Source organism: Microbulbifer maximicatervae (SeqCode) (genome assembly GCF_052467815.1).
In genome coordinates this window covers 301,835-320,637 of the sequence record NZ_CP174326.1, presented here as the reverse complement: position 1 = coordinate 320,637, position 18,803 = coordinate 301,835, and the positions used below count along the sequence as shown (strand labels likewise).

The window sequence follows — 18,803 nt, the reverse complement described above, 5'->3', positions numbered from 1 at the left end:
AAGGTATGGGTATGATCTTACCTTGCCTAAGTTGAACACACTATCTGTATTCTGTGTGATTCAACTCAAATCTTCGGGCTTTAATGCATGCAAACCCATTATTGGCTTCTCATCCAAGGCAACGCTGAAAGGCAAGCTCAAATGGCCAGATGAAATTTTCTCCAGCGCTATAGTTACCCTTTGTCCTTGAGGGTGTTTACTACTTGATCAACTTCTGTTTTATTTTCCTCAAGAAGCCTATCTGCTAGAACTTTCAGCTTCTTACTTGCTTTATAGTCAAATGGATCAACATATGGATTAACAAGCTCTACATTTAAGTAGTTGTATTTTATTCTCCCTTTAGGGCTAAGGGATTCTGCGATTTCCAAGGTGTATACTTGTTGGTCATCCATGGACCTCTGTACATTAGATATAAGGTCTTTCACCCAGTTAATTCTTCCCCAGTTTTTTAAGTTTCTGTAGTTAGCTTCCATTGTACTTAGTGGAGACGTACCGGCCCCGAGAATCAGCACATAGTAGTTTTTTTCAGGGAACTCTCTAATAATTTCGCGTAAAACAATACTGGCTGGATTATTTGCGTATATACCAGCATCGGCATAATAGCGCTGGTGAATATCCTGACCAGTAGTTACGAATTCGACAGGTGGGTATAGCGTTTCCGCACTAGCTGCAGCGGTTACAAGTTGATACAGTGTGTCTGTGGGCAGCTTACTGATTGCTTCTCCACGATTTTTGAATAATTGAAGCTGCCCCATATGAATGTTGAGAGAGGGAATAATGATGTAGTTTTTTAGGCTCGTAAACTTCAAGTTGGCAGTGTAATGTTTTTCCATGGTTTGACTTAAGCGCTCACCGCTAAAGCGAGGGGAGATAAAACCATTAAAGGTTAATAATTTGTGATACCAAGGTACAGAGAATACGTATCTGCTTTCTCGCTTATAAATATCTATAATTTTATCACTTTGATACTTAAGGTTTTCAGTTCTTGGCTGATCATTTTTAAATGATTTTTGAGTCACATTAAGTCCAGTGGCGATGATGGCGCCAGTGGATACTCCACTAAAAACATCAAACAATTCATCGATAGGTTTGCCGGTTTGCTCTTCGATATGTTGAATGACATATAGTGGTATCAAGCCACGTATGCCTCCGCCATCTATGATAAGAATGTTGATAGTATCTTTATCTCTAAAGGAATCGTTACTTTTGATGAACTTCTTGGCAACAGGGCGGGCATCAAACTGAATACTTTGGGTCAATCGATAATTGTAGACGTACACCAAGCCTAAAAACGCTACGATAACTAATATGGTGATGGCTGATGCAAGCCTAAATCTCATTGATCTGCCTGTACTCTTAACCTTTAATACAGTGAGTATGGCAAAGTAGATTAGTTTTATTTCTTTGTGTTATTTAAAATACTCATAAAGCTGTTTAATTGTCTTGTTTTGAGATTGTTGCTAGGAGTTGAGCGCTACGGGTGACTTTTATTCGTAAGGGGAATGTTCATAATTACTATTTTGTCAGGCTCATATAGCAAGCTACACTATCTATAAAGCGAAAAGCGTATAAGGGAATCTACTGACCGAATACTCAAGTAGTGAGTGGTAATTTAATGGAACTGCCGAAAATCGGTGGCTGAAAACCGTACATCTTTCTACGGGTTTCATTTTTCCGACTTGGTATAAATATTGGTGGAACGCTTTACATTATCTACTGGTTAGTAATCAGGAAACTGTTTGGTCTGCTGGCTGCTATTTCTGAGTGTGGCTGATACGCAAAGGCAGGGCTAAATAATTAAAGTGAACGGGGCCCACCCCGAAGGGTGGGAAATAGTTTAATGAGTTTGATGTTCTAAAGCGTTTAGGAAAGTTGCAATATCATCTACTTGTTGTGTGCTTAGTTTCTGTCCCAATTGGTACCAAGCCATATCGTAAATTGCTTGCTCAATGGTTTCTACACGCCCGTCGTGGAAATAAGGGGCACTTCTGCTTACATCGCGTAACATTGGAACTTTAAACATCATTTTATCGTTTTCAAGGCCTGTAACTTTATAACGACCTAAGTCTTCTTGGTGTGGATATTGGTTGACCAGCCCCATCTTCTGGTACATGTTTCCACCCAAGGTTGCACCATTGTGGCATGCTGAACAACCAGTATTGATAAAGGTTTGTAAGCCCTTTAACTCACTTTTCGTCATAGCCTGATCGTCACCACTCATAAAATCATCAAAACGATCACTTGTAATCAGTGTGCGCTCAAACGCTGCGATGGCCTGAGCAATATTGTCATAAGAGATAGCATTGTCTTTACCAAAGGCGTGTTTAAAACTTATTTGATATTCGGCAATTTTTGAAATCTTTGTTTCAACAGCCTCTTCCGAAGGCATTCCCATCTCTACAGGGTTTAGAATTGGACCTTTGGCCTGTTCCTTCAGGTCCTCTGCGCGACCATCCCAAAATTGAGCCATCTGGAATCCTGAATTCCAGACCGTTGGAGAGTTGCGATCACCCTTGGTACCAGGTAAAGCTCCCGGTGATGTCGCTTCATTGTCAACGCCCGTGCCATTGTAGTTCCCCACTTGATGGCAGCTGTTACAGGACTGGCTATCATTGACTGAAAGCCGTTCATCCATGAATAGTGTTTTTCCAAGCTCAACCATAGCTGGGGTGTCATTCTCACTGCCTGGCATAGTTTCTGAGAGAGTGCCGAACATAATTTTTGATTGTTGGCGCAATTGATTTATATCAATTTCGACCGCTGCCGATACAGTTGTTGATAGCAAACTTGCTGCCGTTATCAAGCCGCCAATTATTGGAAGCTTCAGGTCTCTTTTCGAAAAAATTCTCTTAATCATTTTGGTATCTTTCCCATATCTCAAAAGCAATGTCAGTTAACCTAATTTTAGTAAAGGTTAGGCGGCGCCACTATATCGGGAAGATCGTTCAGCTGATACCATAATTCAACAAAAAAATTGTTGATTTTCAGAGTATCCAGAATTGTTCACAAAATATTTTTTCAAATATTATTCAGAGTTTGGCTTATACGTTGAGCACACTGGATTTGGCGAGATTGAAGTCTTGCTATTTACCTTTGCAAATTGCAGGGCAGTTTCTAAGATGGCGAGGAGGTGTAGGGTTTAGGGGATACTTATCGGTATCTTCAAAGGTAAATGATTCGTATTTCTATTGGTTGGTAATGGCATATTATTTGCTCGAATATAAGTAGTTCCCCAGCTATCTGAATGTGATTAACTTTTTAGTTAGAGCTTGTAGGTTTTTATCGTATTGTTATGCCTGCTTAATTTTTGTATTGATTTGCGCACCCTAAATAGGGGAGTTTCGCTTCCTATTAAACTACTAGACTTAAAAAAACTTCTTCGATTATTCCACTGCATGGACTGGGGAGCTCAATTGTGTAAGTTCCAAAATCGGCAACGAGTATCATTTGTCCATCGTAAATTGGATAATCAACACCAACCATGACTTCTACTACCTCACCAAGTTCTTTTGGTCGGACTGAACCCGTCAAAGGTTCTTGTTTGTGTGGAATCGAGTCAAAAGAGGGAGCGCGTACAATTCCGTCTGGTGGGAAGCGTTTTTCTCTGGGGGTATTCCTTCGTCGCTTTCAATGGAACTTATACCAAGAGCACCATTTATAAAATTAAGTATTAATTTCCACATGTCTTTCTAAGTTACTTTGTAATTCTATCTTGCTTTAAAGAGATAAAGTTATCTTTGTCGAATTACTTAGGGGCACTGACAAGAGAAAGGTCTCTGATGAATACTGTATCTGGATCATCATCATCTCTCCAAACAATGCCTTTATCCAGAATTATTCCTTGAGCTATCAAAGAATCAACAACTTTATTTGTCACTTCTTTATAGTGCTTAAGGTCGCTTCGCGATCCGTTGATAAACGGCCAGTCGTCGTACGTATCTGATACAAAATCCACGTTATCATTGTGATGTTGGGCCTTGTACCACTTTACTATGTATGCAGATAAGGGGTTGCTAAGAATTTCACCCATAGTATTGACGGGTAAATGAAGGAATATGATCTGCTCTTTTTTTGTATTATTTACAAGTGAGTATCCAACTGTCATATTTTCTCATGTTTTATAATGGGTGTTTGTTGATAGGATATTACAGGTTCAATTTTTTTTCGATTGTTTTAAACAACACTCCTCTAAACTCGATGCTGTATGGTTGAATTAATCCTTCTCAGTGAGTTAAGAAATTTGGAACGTACAAGACTCAACCTTCCCTGAGAATTACATTTTAGAGCCACCTGAAAATCTCTGTCGATACTCCCTGGGGGAGAGGCCGGTCTGTTTGTGAAACATTTTCCGGAATGCGCTGACATCCTCATATCCCACTTGCCAAGCGATCTGTTCGACTTGCAATGTGCCTGTTTCCAATAGTTCGCGAGCTTTTTGCAGACGTTGCTGTTGAAGATATTCGGCGGGTCTATAGCCGGTAACCTTTTGAAATCTTCGTAGAAAGGTGCGCTCGCCCAGATTGGCGAGATGAGCCATCTCTGCAACAGAGATTGGTTGTTGATAATCCCGGTGAATTTGCTGCTGTACTTTTAAAATTGCTTTATCACCATGATCTACAGGAGGTAGAAAACTGCGGTAATAACTTTGGTAACGGGTTCCCGTATCCACCAACAGGAAACGTCCTAACTCCATAACTATATGGGGAGGCATGTATCGTCCGACCAGGTGTAACCCAAGGTCAATCCAAGACATTACACCTCCTGCGGTGACAACATCTGGGTCTGCAATCAGGATGGAATCGATATTCAGCTCTATATCCGGGAACTTCTGCTTAAAGGCATCGGCCAGTCGCCAGTGAGTGGTCGCCTGGCGTCCATCTAATAGACCTGCGTCGGCCAACATAAAAGCCCCAGCACAAGCGGAACAGGTTACGGCCCCCTCTTTGTGCCGCTTTAACAACCAGGTACTGACATCTGTCGGTGGCTCCATGTACTCCTGACCTTCCAGTACCGGCGGTACAATCACGATATTTGGGTCTTTAGCAGCCCCTTTTTTCTCGGGTATGACTTTTCCGTCATTAATTAGCCAGCGTGATACCTCAAATAGCGCCTTGGGTTCTGGAATTGACTCCTGACAGATGTGGTTTGCGGTTTGGAACAGGTCGATTAGGCCATAAGTCGCCGACTGAGCCGCTCCGGGGATCATCAGTATTGCAATGTGGATTGTTTGGGTCACTAGCCCCCCCCCTGTCAGTTCTTGCCTGTTTTATGTCGGTCTTGCCACGTCTGTATCTTAGCCCATCGCCCTAACATGCGCTTGTACATTTTAAAGACACACCCAAAGGACAATCTTATGAGCAAGACAGCGCTAATCATCGTCGATATGCAAAACGACTATTTTGAAGGCGGAAAGTGGACTCTTGAAGGCATTGGCCAAGCGTCAAACCAAGCCGTAAAAGTGCTGGCTGAGTTTCGCAAAAAACAGTGGCCAGTTATTCATATTCGCCATGAATTTCTCAGTGAGGATGCTCCATTCTTTATTGCTGGTAGTGAGGGTGCGAAAATTCACAAAAGCCTTCTGCCTGTTGAAGGTGAGCCGGTAGTACTCAAGAATGAAGTTAACAGTTTCAAAGGTACGGATCTTAAAAAGCACTTGGATGAGCTAGGTGTTAATAAATTGGTCATTGTCGGTGCGATGAGCCATATGTGTATCGATGCCATCACCCGAGCGGCAAGTGACTTTGGCTATGAAAATACCGTTATTCATGATGCCTGTGCCAGTCGGGACATGTACTTCAATGGCGTCGATGTTCCTGCTGCACATATACATGCAGCTTATATGGCAGCACTGCAATTTGCCTATGCAGAGGTGATCAGTGCTGACGAATACTTAGCAAAGTAATTAACTTGCCAGCATCTTAGAGTTAAGCCACACGCGATACTGCTATATCTTTACCGATCAGGACTTTAGGCTTTATAAGCCTAAAGTCCTTCTTCGAGCTGCATGTACAGCTCTATTTCATGATAAATTACACTGCATCTACAGGTTGCCGACTTGGCTTTTAAAGCTCTTAGTTTATGTGCGTGTAGAGATTTAGCTTGTTTTATCTTTAAACCAAAATTCAATTTCATCTGTTTCGACTTCAAAAGTCGCGGAGTGCTCTACATTTGCCGGTACGTGGTACCACTGTCCAATGCCAATCCGTTGGGTGTCACCATTCATGGTGAGTATTAGTTCCCCCTTTGTGATAACGCCATGATTATCTGTGTCATGTGAATGGGGTGGAATGGACGTTCCAGCTGGATATGATGCGAAAAGAACATCACTGTTTTCTGCCTTAAGCTTGTAAGCATCAAAGCGACCATCGTAGGGAGGTAATTCCTTAATTTTGCTTGGGTAACTGCCTGGCATCTCTGCTTCCTTTTTGAGTGCGTATAAAATAGCTTTGGGCTAAAGTTCCTGTAGGTAGAGTAAATCACCGCTCTTATAGTTCCAAGACTATCTTTATTATCTTTGTAGTTGCATTTTTGATCTGTTCTTTTCTATTGGTATGCGAAAGGATGGAGTTTTGGGAATAGCGTGCTAATTATTCGTCTAACTAAGAAGTAGTATGCCGTCAAGAATGTCCCAATATTTAATGAGATAAATTGTTAGTGGAACAAAATGGAGTCAACATTAAGTGCTCAAAATCCATCTTACCCCACTCTCAAAAAATCCCATATTGACTACCCAATAGGAAGTGATAAATGAGCATGTAGTTACCCCAAGAGCCACTTTTATTTGACCAAATCTCCATTGCTCACGAATTCCTAAGTATATTAGTATTCCTATGGTGGTTAGCATCATAGGCTCGTAAAAATACCTAATAGGAGCATTGAAGGGAAATAGGAATAAACCGTAGATAAGCCTTCCTAGTCCCGGCGGTAGTATAGCTACCAAGCTCAGCATCATGCAGAGCATATGCTTTTGGGGAGACTTTCGGTACTGGAATCCGGATAACAGAGAGAATACAAAAAGTGGTAATAAGAATAAGTCAACCCAATATACAAGTTTAAATATTTCACTCTTCTCTAAGGTTGATTCAATAGTGCTGAAAAATGCCCAGTATGAAGTGCCTATAAATATTGTGGCAACGACAACTGACAGCCAACCTAGATATTTATGAAGAGATGTGCTCCCTTTGAGCATTAAATAAGACTGTAAGCACATGATTCCAATCCACAGAAGGGAAACTATTCCATGGATATGATGCATTGTGGATAGGTTTCGGTATGCCATAACATAACTTGGTGTGAATCCAAGAATAATGATTGCCGATAAGCCGCAGAACCAAAAGAAAAGTGACCTAGGATTCAAATGGCTATCCTCATGTACCTATACCTAAATTAAGAGGCTTCTTTGTTTTAGGCGATGGAGTTAATGGTTGGCAGCCATCCTAGCCATACTTATAGAGCTATGCAAATATGTATCTCGCTACAAGTCAAATTAATAGGTCAACTCTGTGGGTTTCTTGGACTTGTATCGTCAGTACATATAGTAACGTATACAATTTATTTGTTATCGCCCTTGGCTAAATATAAGGCTTATTAATTATACTGCTCTAAGGTGGTTTTCGATGAAGTTTAAAAAAAATGACCTTAAGATGGAGGTATTTTATCTCTCTTATTTTTAAATTTAATAAGTGGAATTAGCTTGAAGTCTTCATTCAGAGCCTGAATTTTCCTAATCCTGTCACAGCGAAATACCCGAATATCCTCACGGAGCTTGTCCCAGGCTAGGATGTACCATACGGGATAACTAAGAAAGAGGTAATGGGGTTCAATAGTTCGTAGTGTTTCTTTTCCGCTTTCGTCACAGTAGGTGATCTTTATACGTTGAAGCATTAAGAAAGCCTGGTGGAGCTTCTCGACAGTTTTACGCTTTGGAGTTAAGAAATTTGAGAGCACAACCTCGGAAGCCGATTTTCCGATGATGATACGTGCCTTTATACCATTCACTTTACTTTTCATGGACGATGAAAAGGAAGCCATTACCTTGTGGCGGATGCTACTTAGGTGTGCCATAAAGAGGGGGGACTTCATCTGTTCAGCAATAGCCAAACTAATCATCAGGTCAACAGCCTCCGTATAGTTTAAGTTGACACGACCAACGCCCCAGCGCTGGTCCAAACGGATTCCACCACCGCGCCCCACATCCGTTTCAATCGGCAAGCCTCGACTTCTCAACACCTCTATATCTCGATTCAGCGTCCGAATGCTAACGCCCACTTCCTTGGCAATTTCACCAATCGTGATGGGTTCGTCCGACTTTAATCGGGCGGTGATAACTTCAAGTCTATCTATTCGTGAGAGGGTAGATGTGCGCATAGTTATCAAAATATGCCATATAGTGTCATATTTATCCATATCCTATACCTCGTTCGATGATTTTGAATGATTACAAATTGATTGGAGGTTTTGGGTATATGGCGAAGGCAACTATTGGACGGTGTATTTTAGGTATCTTAGCGCTATTCTTTGTGGGGACTGGATTGGTTCTTATGATCAGTCCATCTGTCATGCTGACCCACACATTTATCGAACCTATTGATTCTGTGAGTGGGCTATCGAGTATTCGCTCTCTTTGGGGTGGGACAACAATCGCAATTTGGGCAATGGTTCTTCTTGGAGCGATAAGATCTAACGTGGACTATATTATGGTTGGATTTATTGCTTTGATGTTGGTTCTGGTTGGCCGATTAGTAGGCTATTTTATTGATGGATCTTATCCAGAACTTATCCCTACAGTGGTCCCAACAATTGTGGCTACTGTCATTATGATAATTGCTTGCAAGCTCATGGAACATACTACGGATGCTTAAATGTCGTTATAAGTGCAATCTAACCAAATTAAAGATAACAAGTTCTAGTTTGCTTAATTTGCAATCTATTTTGGATAGGGGTACTTAAAAAACAAATTTTCATATTGAAGTGATTTGCATTGTAGGAAATACTGAGATGGGCAGGCAGAATATCTTAATAGGTATTCTGCCTGCCCCTATTTTACCTAATGTAATCGAGATAGATATTGAGCAAAAGGGTAGTGTAGAATAAGTTGTATTTTACATGTATGTTCAAAACAAAACGGTTACCCAGGTAGTGATTGGTTAATTTAAAGAATAAATTATCTGGTTAGTATTTTATTTTTGACGCTGAAGGAATAGTAATGTCAAAAGATCCAAAGCTTGTTGCTGAGCAGCTTAGAAAACCATCTGGTACATTGGCCTCAGAAACCGCGCAACAAATGAACAAAGCGAATGAAGCAACGAATCTTGCCGCTTTAACAGCTCTCAATGTGGTAGATGGTGATTCTGTTCTAGAAATTGGTCCGGGCAATGGCAAATTTGCAGTCGACGTAATTCGTAAGGGATCTTGTGTCCGCTATACCGGTATTGATTGGTCGAGCGATATGGTTGCAACCGCAAAGGGTCTAAACTTTGAATATATAGAGTCGGGGCAAATGGATTTTTTAGTTGGTAGTTCAGAAAGCCTGCCGTTTGCCGATAAACAGTTCGATAAGGTTCTAGCCGTACACACAATATACTTTTGGAACACCCTAAAAACTCATCTAGCAGAAATCTCCAGAGTACTAGCACCTAAAGGAAAGTTATGCCTGGCTTTTGGCGATAAATCTTTTATGCAAAATCTACCATTCACTCAATATGGATTCAGGCTGTTTGATGAGGGTGATATTTGTGCCCAATTGTCTGCAGCTGGGTTTAAAGTTGTATCCAGCGGGAAGCACAGTGAGTATGGAGAAAGTAATACAGGGCAGCTTGTGGAGAAGAAAATTAATATAATTGTGTGTGAGCTGAATCCATAAGCAATTGCCAATCTTGGGAAATTGTATCTTTCCGAAGAACACTTTTTTTGACTGGTTAAATATAAGTTCTGGATTGAATTAAATCCCTATCTTCTAGTGATTACTCCCCTATCGAGCGTATGTAGCTGCATATACTCAGTCATTTGTCGGAGATTACAAAACTGCGGAAGCAAACGGTTCAGGTAGCGCTAGCGCATGTTAGGGCTACTAAGAGTCTGTGGGTATAGCCTTGGCGCTTACATAGCCCTGCAACTAAAACGGTGCTTCAGTCGAGGAGGCTAGGGAGCCTCTGAATAACTCCGTAATGCCTCTGCGGGCCTTGAAGGCTGCAGATGTTAGACGCAGCTCGCAGGGAATGGCCGTAGCCCTTTGCAAGAGCTGCAACGCAGCAGCTGTGGCCTTCAAGGCCCGCCCTTCGGGGCTTGCAGAGCGATTCACACTCTGCGTTGCGACTTCTTGAAAGGTCTAGACATTCCTGCGAAGCCGCGCCTTGATTGTGAACCGCTCTGCATGCCAGAGGTGTCACGGAGTTATTCAGAGGCTCCCTAGAGCTACAATGATCAAGATTTAGTTACATCAATACTAGAAAGCTCCATCTCACTCACCGGGTATCCCTTTATGCCTATGAATCTTGCGCAGAAACTTATCCAAAGCCACCTTGTGAGTGGATCAATGGAGCCTGGCAGCCCAATAGAGATAAAGATCGATCAGACGCTAGCTCAGGATGGGACGGGAACACTTATCATGTTGGAGCTTGAGGCACTTGGTTTGTCTCAAATCAAGACCGAGCTTTCAGCACAATATGTAGACCATAACCTGTTACAGACGGATTTTAAAAACGCCGACGATCATATATTCCTGCAAAGTGCCTGTCGTAAATTTGGAATTTGGTTTTCGCGGCCCGGTAATGGTGTCAGCCATCCAGTACAGATGGCTTGTTTCGATGTGCCCGGTAAGACATTACTTGGCGCCGATAGCCATACTTGTGCAGCGGGTTCTATGGGGATGCTGGCGATTGGTGCCGGTGGCTTACAGGTAGCAATGGCCATCGCTGGGGTCCCCTTTGCACTGAAAATGCCAAAAATACTCGGTGTGAAGCTCGAAGGTGAGCTGCCGCCATGGATTAGCGCTAAGAACATCATTCTGGAAATGTTGCGTCGGCAGTCTGTTAAGGGCTGTGTTAACAAGATTGTTGAATATTACGGCCCCGGCCTGGATAAATTGACAGCGATGGATCGCCATGTGATCGCCAATATGGGACAGGAAATGGGCGCTACTACCAGCGTCTTTCCTGCCGATGAAGCAGTAAGGGCTTTCCTAAAGCAGCAGCATCGTGAAAACGACTTTGTCGAAATGACGGCCGATGAAGGCGCGGGTTATGACGAAGAAGATACTATTGATTTATCAAACCTCGAGCCGTTAATTGCTTGTCCATCAAGCCCAGACAAAGTCGTGACAGTCCGTGAAGTGGAGGGCCGTCCTATCTATCAGAGCTATATTGGATCTTCTGCCAACCCAGGGTTGAGAGACTTTGCGATACCCGCACGCGTGGTTTCAGGTCGCAGAATAGCCGATGACGTTTCCTTTGACATCAACCCAACCTCACGTCAGTTGCTCGAAGAGCTTAGTCGGAGTGGAGATCTGACAAAATTGCTACAAGCGGGAGCTCGCTTGCATCAAACCGGGTGCGGTGGCTGTATCGGCATGGGGCAGGCCCCCGCCAGTGGTGGTATCAGCTTGCGTACGGTCCCACGTAACTTCCGTGGCCGCTCAGGCACCGCAGACGACCAAGTCTATTTATGCAGCCCCGAAGTGGCCACTGCCAGTGCGTTAAGAGGGGTGATCACTGACCCTCGTGACCTGGATATGGACTACCCTAGCTTCCATGAGCCGGAATATCTACCTGATATACGTCCGTTACTGCAGCCGCCTCAAGAAATCCCAGTAGCAGTTGAGTTGATCAAAGGGCCAAATATCAAGCCCCTTCCTGATTTTGAAAAACTACCGGAAGTTTTAACTGGCCCATTATTGCTGAAAGCAGGGGACAATGTTTCCACTGATGAAATATTACCTGCTGGAGCAGAAATCTTACCGCTGCGATCAAATATCCCTGCCATCAGCCGCTATACATTTTCACGAATCGATGAATCATTTTATGATCGGGCAGTGAAGCTCAATGGAGACTGTTTTATTGTCGGTGGTGAGAATTATGGACAAGGCTCTAGCCGTGAGCATGCGGCAGTATCTTCACGTTTTCTTGGGGTGAGGTGCATAATTGCAAAAAGTATGGCCCGTATACACCGGCGTAATCTTATTAACTTTGGTGTACTGCCATTGCTATTTGAAGAATTTGGTGATTACGATCGGCTTGAGCAGGGTGTAGCTCTTGAAATGGACAATCCAATTGCACAGATAAAGTCAAGCAGTTCAATTAAATTGATAATTAAATCATCTGGAGAGTGCATTAACTTGCGGAGTGATTTGACTAAGGACGAAATTGAAGTACTTGAAGCCGGGGGTATGATTAATCAGGTTCGAGAAAAATACCTTTGCTCTGATAAGTAGTATGACTTCCTATAGCTGTAATTTGATAAAGCCAGCGCTGGTCCCGATCAGTAGCATTACTGATACCTGTGGCTCCCTTGGTTGTTGACTAATATAGTAGCTATTTCTTCCAGCTCTTTATCAAAATACTCTGCATTCCTTTCTCCCGCTTTTTTTAACTTCTTCAGGTTTTCTAGTGTCGCATTGTCCATGGCTGAGTCAGCAGTGTAAAGCTTTGGTTGTATCCGGTAGTAATTTGAATTCTCTACGGTAGAAGAAATTTGCTTCATATAGTAATGAACCATTTGCGCGCTTCCATTTACGGCGATATCAATGGCGGGCCTTGCCCAATTGAGCATCCCCCAATCTTTGACCTCTTTGTATTTGTATCCCGAAAGTTGCCTGCCAGTACCCAGGGACACAATAACCATATCCCTTATCCCAGAGACCCCGCTGAATTTTATGGCTTCGGAGTAGGCGCATAAAGCAGGATCACTGGCTACCATGCCGCCATCAATTAAGACATATTTATTGTTGGATGGGGGGAGTGAAAAGATACGTGCTGGCTCAAAATAGGTTGGTACTGCGGTGCTTCCCAGTAGAAGGTCTTTAACCAGAAAGTCTTCATTCTTTACTATGGCACAATGTTGCCTAAAAATGATTTGTTCCCGCTTTTTGATATCATAGGAAACAAAGCAGCAGGGCTTTAATAGATTACTAAGTTTAATTTTCCCAAAGAATTGCGATAAAACCCTGTCCAACTCCATGGAACAGTACTTTTCCTCCTTCAATAACTTTAACTTTTCTAGAAAAGGCCATGAGCCTGAGCCAAATACCTTCTCGCCTTCCTTAAGGTAGAGGCTGACAGCATCCTGGGCAGAAAATTTTGGTTTTCCATTCTTGTTAGGACAGATATATGCAGCGCCCAATATTGCGCCGGTACTTGTTCCCGCTATGAAGTCGAAATATTCGCCTATTTTGGCATCTGGATTACCTGACTTCATCTTTAGCTTGTGTTCAAGAGATACCAATATCTGACCAGGTAAGATCCCTCGGATTCCCCCGCCATCAATAGATAGGATTCTGATAGCCATAATTCACTCTTCTTGGTTTTATTAAGTGTACATCGACTTAGAAACAATAGCAGTTAACTGACTATTTAATCTCTGTGCGTTGGTTGTCTATGTGGAAGCTTAAAAAGAAATTGATGTCATTGGGCTGTTATGTGTTTGGGTTGGCGTGGGGATAAGGATTTATATGGAGTCTAGAGTGCCTTGAAAGTTATGTGTGTAACTTACTACTGGGGTGGAAGGAAAGAATACACCGCACTCGAGACACGCCGTGAATACATCCCTGTAAGCTCCTAATCGGCATCCATGCCTCATGGGGTCACAAGCGCGGTGTATTCTTTCCTTCTCCCTTTTTAGTAATATGAATATCATTTGGTGCAGTAATATTTTAAAGGTTTTTCTCCGGGCGTTGCATTTCGGGACGTTTTATCAGGTGGCGGCAATGTAGAATAATGTTAAAGCGATTGCAGGTCGAGTAACAGGTAAGTCTATGTGGTGAATGGGCTTGTGGTCTGTATGAGTCTGCTACTTGTACTTATTGATTTTATGTTTGGGGGTATAGTTAGTTTGATTTTCTGGCACTGATAGTTTTTCCGATAGGCTGAAATTAATATTCCCTGATTTTCATTGCTGTTGATGTTTGAGTGCCGGTTTTTTCTTAATTGAGCCCCATTGTTTGATTTTGGTTTTTATTTAATGTGTTAGTTTTATCCTGAATTATTTTGTTATGTGCTTTCTGAGGTGTTTTCATGTTCAGGTTAGAACAATTAAGTGGTCTCTTTGGTTCCTTAACAGCTGAAGCTGATGAGGGGGCGAAGTCTTTCAGGGAACATTTTTAATGTATGAGCCTCACATATTTTTACTGAGACACTGCCGTAATTCAGAGCTCTTGTACCTCCGTAATTGTTAAAGTAGTAATCTGGTTTCAATAGGTGTGAATTTGCTTGCGGCATTAATTAATGCTCCAGCTGTTAGTTCCGGAACGCCATACACTTCAATATTCTTGCCTCTATTCACTCTTAGAGTATGAGCTAGAATGTCAAAATCGCCATCTCCTGAAACTAAAATTACAGTATCCACGAAGCTTGAATACTCTATGGCATCTATAGTTATCCCTACATCCCAATCTCCTTTGGCAGATCCATCTGACCTTTGTGTGAAGGGCTTTAATTTCACTTCAAAGCCGATAGATCTCAATATATTTTGAAACTCCTGCTGTTTCTTATCGCCTCGTTCGATGGCGTAGGCTATAGCCTTTACTACTTTTCTATTGTTCGTTATTTCCTGCCAAAACTTATTGTAATCAAAGTTTCTTTTATATATTTGTCTGCATGTATAATAAACATTTTGCACATCAACAAATATAGCAACCTTTTCCATCTGATAATCCAGTGTGTTGTGATATCTAATACACAAAGTAATGATGTGATATATCAGTTCTTTGAGTGGTCTTTTTCGGAGGGTATTTTTGCATATTTGAGTAACAAATGTTAGTTAAAGTTGCGGGCTGGCTCAATATGTATGCAGCTTTTAATGATGATATGAGTTCATATCCTGACTTAATGGTGAGTAAATACTTCGCAAGATGATGTTGTGTGGAGTAGAGATAGGGAGTTTTATGCAGACTTTTAGATGAAAGTTGATGAGATTAAAGAGAATTGCTAGTGCCAATATTTACTCTAATTGGAAGGAGTTTCCCCTGCTGAGGAGAGGGGAGCGCAAAAATTGAGTTGGATTTGGAGGTTTTAAACTTGAATTTTCGCTCTGAGGAATTGTGTTGCTCGAAAATACAATTTGTTCTTGGTTAGGCATAAATTAAATAGGACTCTTTTGATAGAAGATATTTGATATTCATTCTTGTGGTCGGCTGCGAGGTTGGCTAGTCAGTAAGTTTTGAGTTTATTTGGTGTTTTTTAAGTGCGTTGAGTTTATATTTTGATGGTAAATGTTGGCTCTAGTATTCTTTAGGTCGATTTCAATTGTAACTATTTTGGGGCGATTTCTGATTTTTGTTTTTAATCTTAAATACTCGTGTTGAACATTACGCCGCATTAAAGAGTTTGATGTCATTATCCTCAATTTAAGAATTACTTCTATTGACAAGGGTTTGCCTGAGCATGGAAAGTTGGCGGGCTCTTATTGGGAGTTCCATTTAATAATAAAATTAAGGCTCAGGTTATGAGGAAGACTATTTCCAGTGTTTCGATAAAAGCTGCGTTATCATTGTGCATGTTTGCATCATCAACTATTGGTTTCGCTCAAAGTGTTTCTTCTGTTGAGGCTGCTAGTAATAGTGGTGGACTCAAGCGCTGCGGAACAGATCACCCTTCCATTCAGGAAGCTGCATTAAAAGAACAGCATTTTTCTACTTTGCGTAGTGGGCTAAGTGAAAAAAGTGTGGCGCATACCTTGCGTCCGGTAGGTTCAGTTGAGGTTGATGTGTATTTTCATGTAATTACTGACAGAAGTAATAATGGGGCGCTATCAAATAGTGAAATCAATGCACAAATGGATGTGTTGAATGATGCTTACGCAAATACTCCATTTACCTTTAACTTGGTTTCAACAACTGTTACTGCAAATAACTCTTGGTATAACGTTGGGTACAACTCTTCAGCTGAGCAGGCTATGAAGTCCTCATTACGGGTTGGTGATGCAGGGGATTTGAATATTTATGTAGCTGAACTTGGTGATGGTTTACTTGGCTGGGCTACATTTCCAAGCAGCTATTCCTCTGATCCTCTGGATGATGGCGTTGTGATTTTAACCGGTTCCGTACCCGGAGGTGATGCTGCGCCTTATAACGAAGGAGATACCCTGACTCATGAAGTGGGGCACTGGTTAGGCCTATACCACACGTTCCAGGGAGGATGTCGTGGGCAGGGGGACTATGTTTCAGATACGCCTGCGGAGAGTTCGGCTGCATATGGTTGTCCGGTAGGGCGAGATACCTGTACCAGAGGAAGAAATGCAGAGGGGGAAGATCCTGTAACTAACTTTATGGATTATACCGACGATAGTTGTATGTACGAGTTTACTGAAGGCCAGGCCACACGAGCGGATGAGCAAAGTGTGACTTATCGTGGCCTGTAATAGTTAAGGGGGGGCTTATCCCCCCCTTTTTTTAATATGAATAGAAAACACTATTTGTTTCTAATACTGAGCTTAGTTGCTTTGAATAACCGGGACTTATTGGCTCAAAGACTTGCCGTTCCAAACTACGTGACCTGTGATCGAAACGAGTTAACTTCCTGGCAGGGGCAGATCACTAAAATTGAGCTAGAGCAAGATGGGGTTAAGGTATGGATTGCTACTGATGATGGAACGAATGAGGTTCTCAATCTAACTATGCCAAATTGGAAGGGCGTTCTTGGGCAATTTCGTCTCCGTGATAAATCCTTTCACGCCAGCGATTGGGGAAGCCTCTTTGATACTGATGGGAAGCTAAAAGCCGGTGTAAGGGCGGTCATTTGGCTATGCAATACTGAAGGCGTAAGCCCGGTGATCAATTGGCAGCTACCATCACAGTGAAATGTTATTAATGCCGGAGATGAAAATCTCCGGAGCTTATAGTTAAGGTGGGTATATATACTCGTAATTTCAAAAATACAGTGGAGTGACTTTATTCGTAATGTAGAGGGCAAAAAAGAGAATAATAAATGTGCCCGCTACCCATAGGGTCGAATTTACTGTCGATAGAGAATGCATTTGCATCTGATCTGATTTTTTTCGCGAGGAATCATGCATATGCGGCGTTGATTTTTGGACACATTCATGGGAACAGTGGCCAAGATTGGGTGCGGCTCTATCCCTTCCTGGAAGGGTCATGCATCCATGTTTCAGATGATTTTTTACTAGCCAGTAGTTAATAGGGTAGGCAAAAATTCCACCAACAATGGTCGCCAAACTCATACGAAACCAGAAGGTAGCGTTTGTTGGGGCCTCAGAATTTGGCCATATAGAAGTCAAAATCACCATAGCGGGTATCATTCCAGTCATAACCATATTCATCGATACAGTTTCTGCAAAGAAAGTTTTACTTACTGCTTTTAAGTAGTTTCCCTGATACATGCTTCGCATCATCATTGCCTGGAAAATGAACAAGCCACAAATAAAGCCAGCCAAGTACTCAATTATCGAGTCCCATCCATTGGTGAGACCCAGTGTGGGTACAATGGACGCTGCAATAAGTATTCCTGTTGCGTCACCTGCAAGGCAGTGCATCTCGCTATTTACACTTTGCTTCCATGTTGGCCTGGTGAATTGATCATGGCTCCCTGGAAAGGGTCGGCGACAGGTGAGTAGGTAGAAGATTAAACCGATGATACCGGTATACAGAATCACTAATATCCAAGCTAGGCGCTGAACCCAACTGGTTGGCGCGTTAGTGATTGAGTCCCAAATAACAAAAGCTATGCTGAGGCCCATAAGAATAAACCAAACAAGCATTGCTCCGGCTAACATATCGGCTACCCATGACTGAGGGAAAGGGGTCAAAGTTTGTATATAAAATAATTATATCCTCTGAGCAATTATGTAGGCATGTAATTCTGGTGATTGATCGTACTCCAGATGTCTACAAATACAGTCAGATGAAACAAGGAGTTGTATAAATTTATTTGTGCCTAACGTAGAGTAATATAATTTTGGTCCCATCGCATCATTCGTATGATAGCCCTCTTTATCTGTTCCGCCAAAGGAGAATATTAGGACGCCTTCTTTTTTTAAGTAAGACACTAGATTCCTTATTGTTTCCTCTTGTTTTTCAATCGGGATATGCCAGATGCTATCCCATGCACTTATAAAGTCATATTTTTTTGTTGCTTTCCATTCACATATATCCTCAAGATAGAAGTGAACATTAGGGTGCTTATCTCTGGCGATCTCTATCATTTTCTCAGAGACATCAATCCCCTCGGTAGCAAATCCTTCAGTTTGCAGAAGCTCGATATGCCTTCCTGTGCAGCCGCACCCTACATCTAATGCTGCGCCTCTATTTTTTGCAAAGCCAAGTGCCCGCTTATACTGGCTAATACCGTTGTTTCTATTGAACTCTTTACGTTCCCATAGATGTGTGATGCTATCGTATGCTATCCCGGTCTGTTTCGGTTCCATAATTGTAAATTGCGTTTATGAATTTATTTAATGATTGCTGCACGCTTTTTATTTTGTAGAGTTGCTAGAGTTTGATTTATTTGAAACGAATACTTCAACACCTATAACTATAGCGGTTACCAACAAGGTAATCCATCAATGGTTGCCTCACTAGAGCGCCGTGAATGGCTGAAAGTACTGCTTAAAAAATTACAATTCTAAATGGAGGTTCG

General features: G+C 42.0%; 16 protein-coding genes. 6 read left to right on the top strand and 10 right to left on the bottom strand.

What is annotated here, in order from left to right:
* Positions 1-173: 173 nt before the first annotated feature.
* From ACJJIW_RS01385 to ACJJIW_RS01370, 4 genes are all read right to left on the bottom strand, one after another.
* Positions 174-1,340: a patatin-like phospholipase family protein gene (locus ACJJIW_RS01385; protein WP_444936514.1), complete on the bottom strand. Its 1,167-nt coding sequence runs from the start codon at positions 1,338-1,340 to the stop codon at positions 174-176.
* A gap of 497 nt (positions 1,341-1,837) precedes the next feature.
* On the bottom strand, positions 1,838-2,857 hold the full coding sequence (locus ACJJIW_RS01380) for a cytochrome-c peroxidase (protein ID WP_282933966.1): 1,020 nt from the start codon (positions 2,855-2,857) through the stop codon (positions 1,838-1,840).
* A gap of 888 nt (positions 2,858-3,745) precedes the next feature.
* Positions 3,746-4,105 carry a hypothetical protein gene (locus ACJJIW_RS01375; RefSeq protein WP_444936513.1) on the bottom strand — a complete coding sequence of 120 codons (360 nt, stop codon included), beginning with the start codon at positions 4,103-4,105 and terminating at the stop codon, positions 3,746-3,748.
* Positions 4,106-4,273: 168 nt separating this feature from the next.
* Positions 4,274-5,236, bottom strand: coding sequence for a GlxA family transcriptional regulator (locus tag ACJJIW_RS01370; RefSeq protein WP_444936512.1), 963 nt, complete (start codon positions 5,234-5,236; stop codon positions 4,274-4,276).
* 117 nt (positions 5,237-5,353) lie between these two features.
* Between ACJJIW_RS01370 and ACJJIW_RS01365 the strand changes: the two genes are divergently transcribed.
* The gene (locus ACJJIW_RS01365; protein ID WP_444936511.1) at positions 5,354-5,902 is read left to right on the top strand and encodes a cysteine hydrolase family protein; all 549 of its coding nucleotides are present in this window, start codon (positions 5,354-5,356) and stop codon (positions 5,900-5,902) included.
* Between the two features lie 192 nt (positions 5,903-6,094).
* On the opposite strand, the gene ACJJIW_RS01360 is transcribed toward ACJJIW_RS01365, so the two are convergent.
* Together ACJJIW_RS01360 and ACJJIW_RS01355 are read right to left on the bottom strand one after the other, a co-directional pair.
* On the bottom strand, positions 6,095-6,412 hold the full coding sequence (locus ACJJIW_RS01360) for a cupin domain-containing protein (RefSeq protein WP_282933961.1): 318 nt from the start codon (positions 6,410-6,412) through the stop codon (positions 6,095-6,097).
* Positions 6,413-7,638: 1,226 nt separating this feature from the next.
* Positions 7,639-8,406, bottom strand: a complete 768-nt coding sequence (locus ACJJIW_RS01355) for a helix-turn-helix transcriptional regulator (RefSeq protein ID WP_282933960.1) — start codon at positions 8,404-8,406, stop codon at positions 7,639-7,641.
* 59 nt (positions 8,407-8,465) lie between these two features.
* On the opposite strand from ACJJIW_RS01355, the gene ACJJIW_RS01350 reads away from it, so the two are divergent.
* From ACJJIW_RS01350 to ACJJIW_RS01340, 3 genes are all read left to right on the top strand, one after another.
* Positions 8,466-8,861: a DUF4345 family protein gene (locus ACJJIW_RS01350; RefSeq protein ID WP_282933959.1), complete on the top strand. Its 396-nt coding sequence runs from the start codon at positions 8,466-8,468 to the stop codon at positions 8,859-8,861.
* 344 nt (positions 8,862-9,205) lie between these two features.
* Positions 9,206-9,862, top strand: coding sequence for a class I SAM-dependent methyltransferase (locus ACJJIW_RS01345; protein ID WP_444936510.1), 657 nt, complete (start codon positions 9,206-9,208; stop codon positions 9,860-9,862).
* A gap of 618 nt (positions 9,863-10,480) precedes the next feature.
* Positions 10,481-12,427 (top strand): aconitate hydratase, encoded by a 1,947-nt coding sequence (locus tag ACJJIW_RS01340; RefSeq protein WP_444936509.1) that lies wholly within the window; start codon positions 10,481-10,483, stop codon positions 12,425-12,427.
* A 56-nt stretch (positions 12,428-12,483) separates the two neighbouring features.
* Here ACJJIW_RS01340 and ACJJIW_RS01335 read toward each other — a convergent pair whose 3' ends face one another.
* Together ACJJIW_RS01335 and ACJJIW_RS01330 are read right to left on the bottom strand one after the other, a co-directional pair.
* On the bottom strand, positions 12,484-13,500 hold the full coding sequence (locus ACJJIW_RS01335) for a patatin-like phospholipase family protein (RefSeq protein WP_444936508.1): 1,017 nt from the start codon (positions 13,498-13,500) through the stop codon (positions 12,484-12,486).
* 882 nt (positions 13,501-14,382) lie between these two features.
* Positions 14,383-14,856, bottom strand: coding sequence for a LabA-like NYN domain-containing protein (locus ACJJIW_RS01330; protein WP_444936507.1), 474 nt, complete (start codon positions 14,854-14,856; stop codon positions 14,383-14,385).
* 798 nt (positions 14,857-15,654) lie between these two features.
* Here ACJJIW_RS01330 and ACJJIW_RS01325 point away from each other — a divergent pair.
* Both ACJJIW_RS01325 and ACJJIW_RS01320 read left to right on the top strand, forming a co-directional pair.
* A complete protein-coding gene (locus ACJJIW_RS01325) occupies positions 15,655-16,569 on the top strand; it encodes a zinc metalloprotease (protein WP_282933954.1) in 915 nt (304 codons plus the stop codon).
* A 54-nt stretch (positions 16,570-16,623) separates the two neighbouring features.
* Complete coding sequence (locus ACJJIW_RS01320; protein WP_444936506.1) at positions 16,624-17,007, top strand: hypothetical protein; 384 nt, start codon at positions 16,624-16,626, stop codon at positions 17,005-17,007.
* 69 nt (positions 17,008-17,076) lie between these two features.
* On the opposite strand, the gene ACJJIW_RS01315 is transcribed toward ACJJIW_RS01320, so the two are convergent.
* The gene (locus ACJJIW_RS01315) at positions 17,077-17,940 is read right to left on the bottom strand and encodes a DUF4396 domain-containing protein (protein ID WP_282933952.1); all 864 of its coding nucleotides are present in this window, start codon (positions 17,938-17,940) and stop codon (positions 17,077-17,079) included.
* 51 nt (positions 17,941-17,991) lie between these two features.
* Positions 17,992-18,591: a class I SAM-dependent methyltransferase gene (locus tag ACJJIW_RS01310; RefSeq protein WP_444936505.1), complete on the bottom strand. Its 600-nt coding sequence runs from the start codon at positions 18,589-18,591 to the stop codon at positions 17,992-17,994.
* Between the last annotated feature and the right edge of the window lie 212 nt (positions 18,592-18,803).

Excerpts from the sequence above, each read along its gene's own strand:
- ACJJIW_RS01385 (WP_444936514.1), bottom strand. The coding sequence starts at position 1,340 with ATGAGATTTAGGCTTGCATCAGCCATCACCATATTAGTTATCGTAGCG.
- ACJJIW_RS01380 (WP_282933966.1), bottom strand. The coding sequence starts at position 2,857 with ATGATTAAGAGAATTTTTTCGAAAAGAGACCTGAAGCTTCCAATAATT.
- ACJJIW_RS01375 (WP_444936513.1), bottom strand. The coding sequence starts at position 4,105 with ATGACAGTTGGATACTCACTTGTAAATAATACAAAAAAAGAGCAGATC.
- ACJJIW_RS01365 (WP_444936511.1), top strand. The coding sequence starts at position 5,354 with ATGAGCAAGACAGCGCTAATCATCGTCGATATGCAAAACGACTATTTT.
- ACJJIW_RS01360 (WP_282933961.1), bottom strand. The coding sequence starts at position 6,412 with ATGCCAGGCAGTTACCCAAGCAAAATTAAGGAATTACCTCCCTACGAT.
- ACJJIW_RS01355 (WP_282933960.1), bottom strand. The coding sequence starts at position 8,406 with ATGGATAAATATGACACTATATGGCATATTTTGATAACTATGCGCACA.
- ACJJIW_RS01350 (WP_282933959.1), top strand. The coding sequence starts at position 8,466 with ATGGCGAAGGCAACTATTGGACGGTGTATTTTAGGTATCTTAGCGCTA.
- ACJJIW_RS01345 (WP_444936510.1), top strand. The coding sequence starts at position 9,206 with ATGTCAAAAGATCCAAAGCTTGTTGCTGAGCAGCTTAGAAAACCATCT.
- ACJJIW_RS01340 (WP_444936509.1), top strand. The coding sequence starts at position 10,481 with ATGCCTATGAATCTTGCGCAGAAACTTATCCAAAGCCACCTTGTGAGT.
- ACJJIW_RS01335 (WP_444936508.1), bottom strand. The coding sequence starts at position 13,500 with ATGGCTATCAGAATCCTATCTATTGATGGCGGGGGAATCCGAGGGATC.
- ACJJIW_RS01330 (WP_444936507.1), bottom strand. The coding sequence starts at position 14,856 with ATGGAAAAGGTTGCTATATTTGTTGATGTGCAAAATGTTTATTATACA.
- ACJJIW_RS01325 (WP_282933954.1), top strand. The coding sequence starts at position 15,655 with ATGAGGAAGACTATTTCCAGTGTTTCGATAAAAGCTGCGTTATCATTG.
- ACJJIW_RS01315 (WP_282933952.1), bottom strand. The coding sequence starts at position 17,940 with ATGTTAGCCGGAGCAATGCTTGTTTGGTTTATTCTTATGGGCCTCAGC.
- ACJJIW_RS01310 (WP_444936505.1), bottom strand. The coding sequence starts at position 18,591 with ATGGAACCGAAACAGACCGGGATAGCATACGATAGCATCACACATCTA.